Annotated in this window: 10 protein-coding genes; 5 read left to right on the top strand and 5 right to left on the bottom strand. The window is 71.1% G+C overall.

Features of this window, described 5'->3' with window-relative positions; genetic code table 11:
• From G3I65_RS50500 to G3I65_RS50490, 3 genes are all read right to left on the bottom strand, one after another.
• The coding region (locus G3I65_RS50500) for a zf-HC2 domain-containing protein (RefSeq protein ID WP_160702987.1) at positions 1-170 on the bottom strand (170 nt) is incomplete at its 3' end.
• The gene (locus tag G3I65_RS50495; RefSeq protein WP_125315880.1) at positions 167-679 is read right to left on the bottom strand and encodes a sigma-70 family RNA polymerase sigma factor; all 513 of its coding nucleotides are present in this window, start codon (positions 677-679) and stop codon (positions 167-169) included. The genes G3I65_RS50495 and G3I65_RS50500, both read right to left, overlap by 4 nt.
• A gap of 5 nt (positions 680-684) precedes the next feature.
• Positions 685-1,053, bottom strand: coding sequence for a hypothetical protein (locus G3I65_RS50490; RefSeq protein WP_160702985.1), 369 nt, complete (start codon positions 1,051-1,053; stop codon positions 685-687).
• Between the two features lie 105 nt (positions 1,054-1,158).
• On the opposite strand from G3I65_RS50490, the gene G3I65_RS50485 reads away from it, so the two are divergent.
• Positions 1,159-1,593, top strand: a complete 435-nt coding sequence (locus G3I65_RS50485; RefSeq protein WP_160702983.1) for a ubiquinol-cytochrome c reductase iron-sulfur subunit — start codon at positions 1,159-1,161, stop codon at positions 1,591-1,593.
• 401 nt (positions 1,594-1,994) lie between these two features.
• Here G3I65_RS50485 and G3I65_RS50480 read toward each other — a convergent pair whose 3' ends face one another.
• Entirely contained in the window at positions 1,995-2,450 is a 456-nt protein-coding gene (locus G3I65_RS50480) for a PTS glucose transporter subunit IIA (RefSeq protein ID WP_160702981.1), read from the bottom strand.
• The gene (locus G3I65_RS50475; RefSeq protein WP_163046900.1) at positions 2,447-2,686 is read right to left on the bottom strand and encodes a glucose PTS transporter subunit EIIB; all 240 of its coding nucleotides are present in this window, start codon (positions 2,684-2,686) and stop codon (positions 2,447-2,449) included. The genes G3I65_RS50480 and G3I65_RS50475 overlap by 4 nt, the downstream gene beginning before the upstream one ends.
• A 243-nt stretch (positions 2,687-2,929) precedes the next feature.
• Here G3I65_RS50475 and G3I65_RS50470 point away from each other — a divergent pair, with 243 nt between their 5' ends.
• From G3I65_RS50470 to G3I65_RS50455, 4 genes are all read left to right on the top strand, one after another.
• On the top strand, positions 2,930-3,718 hold the full coding sequence (locus G3I65_RS50470; protein WP_125315876.1) for a GntR family transcriptional regulator: 789 nt from the start codon (positions 2,930-2,932) through the stop codon (positions 3,716-3,718).
• Positions 3,715-4,950 (top strand): PTS transporter subunit EIIC, encoded by a 1,236-nt coding sequence (locus G3I65_RS50465; protein ID WP_160702979.1) that lies wholly within the window; start codon positions 3,715-3,717, stop codon positions 4,948-4,950. The genes G3I65_RS50470 and G3I65_RS50465 overlap by 4 nt, the downstream gene beginning before the upstream one ends.
• A 41-nt stretch (positions 4,951-4,991) precedes the next feature.
• Positions 4,992-5,258 carry an HPr family phosphocarrier protein gene (locus tag G3I65_RS50460; protein WP_086856385.1) on the top strand — a complete coding sequence of 89 codons (267 nt, stop codon included), beginning with the start codon at positions 4,992-4,994 and terminating at the stop codon, positions 5,256-5,258.
• A 76-nt stretch (positions 5,259-5,334) separates the two neighbouring features.
• Positions 5,335-6,150 carry a serine hydrolase gene (locus G3I65_RS50455; RefSeq protein ID WP_160702977.1) on the top strand — a complete coding sequence of 272 codons (816 nt, stop codon included), beginning with the start codon at positions 5,335-5,337 and terminating at the stop codon, positions 6,148-6,150.
• Positions 6,151-6,219 lie beyond the last annotated feature (69 nt).

Genomic DNA, 6,219 nt, shown 5'->3' with positions numbered 1-6,219 from the left:
GCCGGGGTGTCGACGCGGGCCAGCAGGCCCGGCAGCCCGGCCAGCTCGCGGACCGACGCCGCGCAGCGGTCGCACGTGCGCAGGTGCTCCTCGAAGCGCTGGCGGTCCTCGGGGGACAGCGCCCCCAGCACGTAAGCGGCGTCGAACGTCGCGAAGGGGTCTTCGCTCACTGGGTCACTCCCCTCTCCTCGAGCACCAGCCGCAGCGCGCGCAACGCGTAGTGCGTGCGGGACTTCACCGTTCCCTCGGCCACGCCCAGGCGCAGCGCCGCGTCCGCTACGGAATAGCCCTGGAAGTAACACAGCAGCAGCACCTCGCGGTGCCGCTCGGACAGCTCGGCCAGCGCCTCCGCGACCAGCCAGCCCTGGACCGCGCGGTCGGTCCCGTCGCCGACGGCGCGTTCCGGTGGCGCGTCCGTCACCACCTCCGACCGGGCCGACGCCGAGCGCCAGCCGTCGATCGCGATGCGCCGCGCCACCGTGAACAGCCAGGCGCGGGCCGAGCCCTGCGACTGGTCCAGCACCGCCGTCGAGCGCCAGGCGCGCAGCAGCGTCTCCTGGACGACGTCTTCGGCGCGGATCCGGTCGCCCGAGGTCAGGTGGAGCGCGTACGACCACAGCGCGGCCGCGTGCTCCTCGTGGAGCGCGCGCATCAGCGCCTCTTCGGCGACTTCGCCCACGGGACTCAGGCCGAGACCCGGCGCCGGTCCTTCACGAACAGCAGCGCCAGCCCGCCCACGATGCAGACCGACTCGGTGATGACGCCCCAGTACTCCGGCTGGCTGTTGAACTGGTCGTGGTTGCCGGCGAAGCCGACGGTCGCGGCCAGCACGTACGCGCCGAGCGTCAGCACGCCGAACCCGACCGCGCCCAGCGCCGGCAGCCAGTGCCGCCAGGCCAGCACCGCGATCGCGATGACCAGGCCGCCGATCGCGTCCAGCAGGAACAGCGGGCCGACGATGCCCGGGTAGTCCTCGGTCCACAGGAAGTAGTGCACGCCCGCCGAGCCCAGCAGCGCGGCCGCCACGACGATGCGCAGAACCCAACCCACCATGATCGTTCCTCCACTCCACACCCACTCGGCTACATACACGGAACAGGGGCCGATCCGGTTCACCGCGGATTGAACCGATGCGGTGCCGATCTCGTTGGTAAGGGCATGACTGCCGAACTGCACTCCCGCCGCACCGTCCTCACCACGGGTGCCGCCGTCGCCGGTGCCGCCGTCGGCGCCGTCGCGCTCACCGCCTGTTCGTCGGACGACGCCAAGTCCGGCACCGCCCAGGCCCCGATCGCCGCCGGGACGCCGCTGGTCGCGCTCGCCGACGTCCCGGTCGGCGAGGCGAAGGCCGCCAAGGCCCCGGACGGCTCCGACGTGATCGTGGCGCGGCCGTCCGAGTCGGCGTGCGCGGCGTTCAGCGCGATCTGCACGCACCAGGGCTGCACGGTCACCCCGAAGGGCGCCGACCTGGTCTGCCCCTGCCACGGCTCGGTCTTCAACGCGCTGACCGGCCAGGTCAAGCAGGGCCCGGCGAACAAGCCGCTGCCCAGCGTGCCGGTGAAGGTGGAGAACGGGAAGGTCGTGACCGGCTGACGAGCCGGGCGCACGCGAAGGGCCCTTGTGGACGGTGGTCCACAAGGGCCCTTCGTGTGACAGAGGAAACTCAAGCGTCCCAGGCGAACAGCTTCTCGCCCGATGTGGCATCAGGAACCAGCACGCCAGCCCCAGGAACCCTCCGCGATGATGACATGAAAGAGTCATTCACCTCACCAGACGACATGAATGACCCATTCACAACGTCCCCACGACGCCGGGCAGACCACGCGGCCGGTCACCCGCTCGCCAGCGCGACTTTGCCGGGACCCTGACGTCCGGCGAGGTGAAAGGGTCGTTCACGACCTCCGGACCAGGAGCCCCGTCTCGACGAGCCAGGCGCACGCGAAGGGCCCCTGCGGACAGACGCCCGCAAGGGCCCTTCGTGTGACCGAAGAAACTCAGGCGTCCCAGGCGAACAGCTTCTCGCCCGCCGCGACATCGCGCTCGGCGTCCAAAGCGGACAGCACGTCCGCCGACGCGTCCAGCGCGACGACCGGGACGATCGCCGAATAACCCGCCGCGGTCACCGCTTCCGGGTCCCAGCTGACGACCGGCTGGCCGGCGCGCACCTGCTCGCCCTTGACGACGTGCAGCGTGAAGCCCTCGCCCTTCTCCTTGACCGTGTCGATGCCGAGGTGGACCAGCACGGCCTTGCCGTCCTCGGTGGCGATGACGTAGGCGTGCGGGTGCAGCGTGGCGACCGTGCCGTCGACCGGCGCCACCGCGTCCGAACGGCCGCCCGAGGGCTGCACGGCGATGCCCGGGCCCACCATGGCCTGCGCGAACACCGGGTCGGGGACCTCGGTGATCGGCACCACGCGCCCGGCGACCGGGCTGAGCACTTCGAGGCTCACAGCAGGTCCTCGATGTCGCTGGCGATCGTGTCCGCCTCCGGACCGACGATGACCTGCAGGGCCGTCGACCCCATCTTCACGACGCCCATCGCGCCGGCCTTCTTCAGCGCCGCTTCGTCGACGAGGCTCATGTCCTCGACCTCGCAGCGCAGCCGCGTGATGCAGCCCTCCACCTCGGTCAAGTTCTCCGCGCCGCCGAGCGCCGCGAGGATCTTTTCCGGCCTGTCATCCGCCATCGCGGTCTCCTTGATCACTGTTTGTTCCCAACCTGACGCGAACCGCGTGTCCACCTGTACTACGCCGTTCGTCGGCATGCACCCCGCCGCGGGCCACGAACGGATAACGGTGGTTGACACCCGTCCGCGCGGCGGAGCATCCTGCCCCATCAGATCATTGGTCTAGACCGGAACGTACCAATGTTCCGGCCCGGACGCGAGCACCGGTCCCCCGGTGGAACGAGAACGAGGAGGGTGACGCCGATGAGCGCGGCCGCGCACGTCCCGCCACCCGACCGGGTCGTCAACGGGCCCACGCCCAAGCACGCCCAGCTGCGGGAAATCCTCCGCCGCACGGTGGAGCGGGAGCTCCCGCCGGGTGCGCCGATCCCGTCGGAACGCGAGCTGGCCCAGCGCTACGGCGTGTCGCGGCTCACGGTCAGATCGGCGATCGGCAAGCTGGTCGAAGAGGGTCTGCTCGCCCGGGTCCGCGGCAAGGGCACCTTCACCGCGGCCCGGCGGATGGAACTGCAGCTGTACCTCATGTCGTTCACCGACGACATGCGGCGGCGGGGGCTGACGCCGACCACCGAGGTGGTCTCCGCGGCCACCGAGGTCCCGCCCACCGCCTCGGCGCACGCGCTCGGGCTGACCGAGGGCGCGCCCGCGCACCACCTGGTGCGGCTGCGCCACGCCGACGGCGTGCCACTGGCCGTCGAGCGGGGCTGGTACCACGCGGGCCGGGCTCCCGGCCTGCTCGAGCTCGACCTGACCCAGTCCCTCTACGCGCAGCTGGCCGAGACGTACGACGTGCGTCCCGACCAGGCGTGGCAGACGGTCTGGGCGGAAGGGGCGGACCGCGAGACGGCCCGGCTGCTCGGCATGCGCGCCGGCAGCCCGCTGCTCGTGTTCCGCCGGGTCTCCAGCGCGAACGGCGACCCGATCGAAGACATCACTTCCTGGTACCGGGGAGATCACTACCAGGTGACCATGCAGTTGGACCGGAACACCCCGGAACCCGGTCAACCACCCCACTATGGAGGATCCAGATGAGCTCCACCACCGCGGAGGGGGCGAAGAAGAGCGGCAGCGGTCTCGCCGGTCTTCAGCGCTTCGGCCGTAGCCTCATGCTCCCCATCGCCGTGCTCCCGGCGGCGGGCATCCTGCTCCGGTTCGGGCAGGACGACATGCTCGGCAAGGACGGCCTCGGCTGGAACAAGGTCGCTTCGGTGCTGGGCGCCGCGGGCGGCACGCTGTTCAACTGGCTGCCGCTGCTGTTCGCGGTCGGCATCGCGGTCGGCTTCGCCAAGAAGGGTGACGGCTCGACGGCCGTCGCGGCGGTCGTCGGCTTCTTCGTCTTCAGCTCCGTCGTCCAGGTCTTCGCCCCGCTGAGCGACCTGCCCGGCTACAAGGCGGGCGCGACCGAGCTGGCGCCGATCAAGTGGCCGTACTCGGTGCTCGCGGGTGTCGTGGTCGGCATCGTGGCGGCGTTGCTGTGGCAGAAGTACCACCGCATCAAGCTGCCCGCCTACCTGGCGTTCTTCGGCGGCCGCCGGTTCGTCCCGATCATCACCGCGGTCGTCATGGTCGTCCTCGGCGTCATCTTCGGCCTGGTCTTCCACTGGGTCGACCAGGGCATCCAGGCCGCCGGTGACGCGGTCACCGCCTCCCCGGTGGTCGGTGGCGGCATCTACGGCGCGCTGAACCGCCTGCTCATCCCGGTCGGTCTGCACCAGCTGCTGAACGTCCCCGTCTGGTTCATCTTCGACGGCGGTGACATCAACAACTTCGTCGCGGGCAAGATGTCGGCCGGTGCGTTCACCACGGGCTTCTTCCCGATCTTCATGTTCGCGCTGCCCGCCGCCGCCCTCGCCATCTGGCAGACGGCCCGCCCGGCGCAGAAGAAGGTCGTCGGCGGTGTGATGATCGCCGGCGCGCTGACCTCGTTCCTCACCGGTGTCACCGAGCCGATCGAGTTCTCGTTCATGTTCGTCGCGTGGCCGCTGTACCTGTTCCACGCGATCATGACCGGCACCTCGCTGGCGATCTGCAACGCGCTGGGCATCCACCAGAGCTTCAACTTCTCCGCCGGCGCGATCGACTACCTGCTCAACTTCGGCGCCCCGGCGGCGCAGAAGCCGTGGCTGCTCATCCCGATCGGCCTCGTCTACGCGGTGATCTACTACTTCGTGTTCCGGTTCGCGATCGTCAAGTTCAACCTGCGCACCCCGGGCCGCGAAGACGACTCGATCGAGGCCGACCTCGACCGGACCGCCGCCGCGTAACATCCGTACCGACGTAAGACCCCGTTAGCGAGAGGACGAACATGCCGGAGAAACGCGTCGCCGTGGCGAGCAAGGTGGGCCTGCACGCCAGGCCGGCCGCGCTGGTGGCGAAGGCGGCCGCGGCGCAACCCGTCGCGGTGCAGATCGCCAAGGCCGGCGGGAGCCCGGTGGCCGCCGGCAGCGTGCTCAACCTGATGACGCTCGCCGCCGGGTACGGCGACGAGGTCATCATCAGCGCCGAGGGCGAGGGCGCCGAAGCGGCCGTGGAAGCGGTCGCGGAGCTCGTCGCCACCGACCTCGACGCCTGAGGCGGCGAATACCGCGAAGGCCTCCGCACCGGTCCCCGACACCGGTGCGGAGGCCTTCGTTTCGTAGGGTGGGCGCATGGAGAGCCTGCGCCTGATCGACGAGTGGCCGGTGGACCACGCCGCGACGGCCGTGGTGTCCGCCGACGGGACCGTCCGGGGGCGCCACGGCGACACCGCGCGGAAGTTCCGGCTGGCTTCGGTCACCAAGCCGCTGACCGCCTACACCGCGCTCATCGCGGTCGAAGAGGGCGTCGTCGAGCTCGACACCCCGGCCGGGCCCGAGGGGTCGACCGTGCGGCACCTGCTGGCCCACACCTCCGGGCTCGCGTTCGACGCGCACAAGGCGATGGCCGAGCCGGGCACGCGGCGGCTGTACTCCAACGCCGGGTTCGAGCAGCTGGCCGACGCGCTGGCCGAGCACTCCGGCATCCCCTTCGCGCAGTACCAGGCCGAAGCGCTGTTCGCGCCGCTGGGCATGACGTCGACCGCGTTGACCGGTTCGCCCGCCTCCGGCGCGGAGTCCACTGTGGACGACCTGGTGGCCTTCGCCGCCGAGCTGCAGTCCCCCAAGCTGCTCGACCCGGCCACCGTGGCCGAGGCGACGAACGTCGTGTTCCCCGGCCTGTCCGGCGTGCTGCCCGGGTTCGGGCACCAGAAGCCCAACGACTGGGGCCTCGGCTTCGAGATCCGCGACCACAAGAGCCCGCACTGGACCGGGGCGAACAGCTCGCCGCGCACCTTCGGGCACTTCGGCCAGTCGGGCACGTTCCTCTGGGTCGACCCCGACGCGGGCGCGGCCTGCGTGGCGCTGACCGACCGCGCGTTCGGCCCGTGGGCGGCCGAGGTCTGGCCGCGCTACACCGACGCCGTGCTGGCGGAATTGAGCGCGTGAAGCGGGTCCTCCTCGCGGCCGCCCTGCTGGCCGCGGCCTGCAGCGCGCCGGCGGCCGGCTCCGCACCCG

The sequence above is a fragment of the Amycolatopsis sp. SID8362 genome, from assembly GCF_010550475.1.
Taxonomy (GTDB): Bacteria; Actinomycetota; Actinomycetes; order Mycobacteriales; family Pseudonocardiaceae; genus Amycolatopsis; species Amycolatopsis eburnea.
This window is presented reverse-complemented; position numbering and strand designations above follow the sequence as displayed.

What these genes read in the sequence shown, in the direction of transcription:
- G3I65_RS50490 (WP_160702985.1), bottom strand. Translation starts at nt 1,053, where the DNA reads ATGGTGGGTTGGGTTCTGCGCATCGTCGTGGCGGCCGCGCTGCTGGGC.
- G3I65_RS50485 (WP_160702983.1), top strand. Translation starts at nt 1,159, where the DNA reads ATGACTGCCGAACTGCACTCCCGCCGCACCGTCCTCACCACGGGTGCC.
- G3I65_RS50475 (WP_163046900.1), bottom strand. Translation starts at nt 2,686, where the DNA reads ATGGCGGATGACAGGCCGGAAAAGATCCTCGCGGCGCTCGGCGGCGCG.
- G3I65_RS50470 (WP_125315876.1), top strand. Translation starts at nt 2,930, where the DNA reads ATGAGCGCGGCCGCGCACGTCCCGCCACCCGACCGGGTCGTCAACGGG.
- G3I65_RS50465 (WP_160702979.1), top strand. Translation starts at nt 3,715, where the DNA reads ATGAGCTCCACCACCGCGGAGGGGGCGAAGAAGAGCGGCAGCGGTCTC.
- G3I65_RS50460 (WP_086856385.1), top strand. Translation starts at nt 4,992, where the DNA reads ATGCCGGAGAAACGCGTCGCCGTGGCGAGCAAGGTGGGCCTGCACGCC.
- G3I65_RS50455 (WP_160702977.1), top strand. Translation starts at nt 5,335, where the DNA reads ATGGAGAGCCTGCGCCTGATCGACGAGTGGCCGGTGGACCACGCCGCG.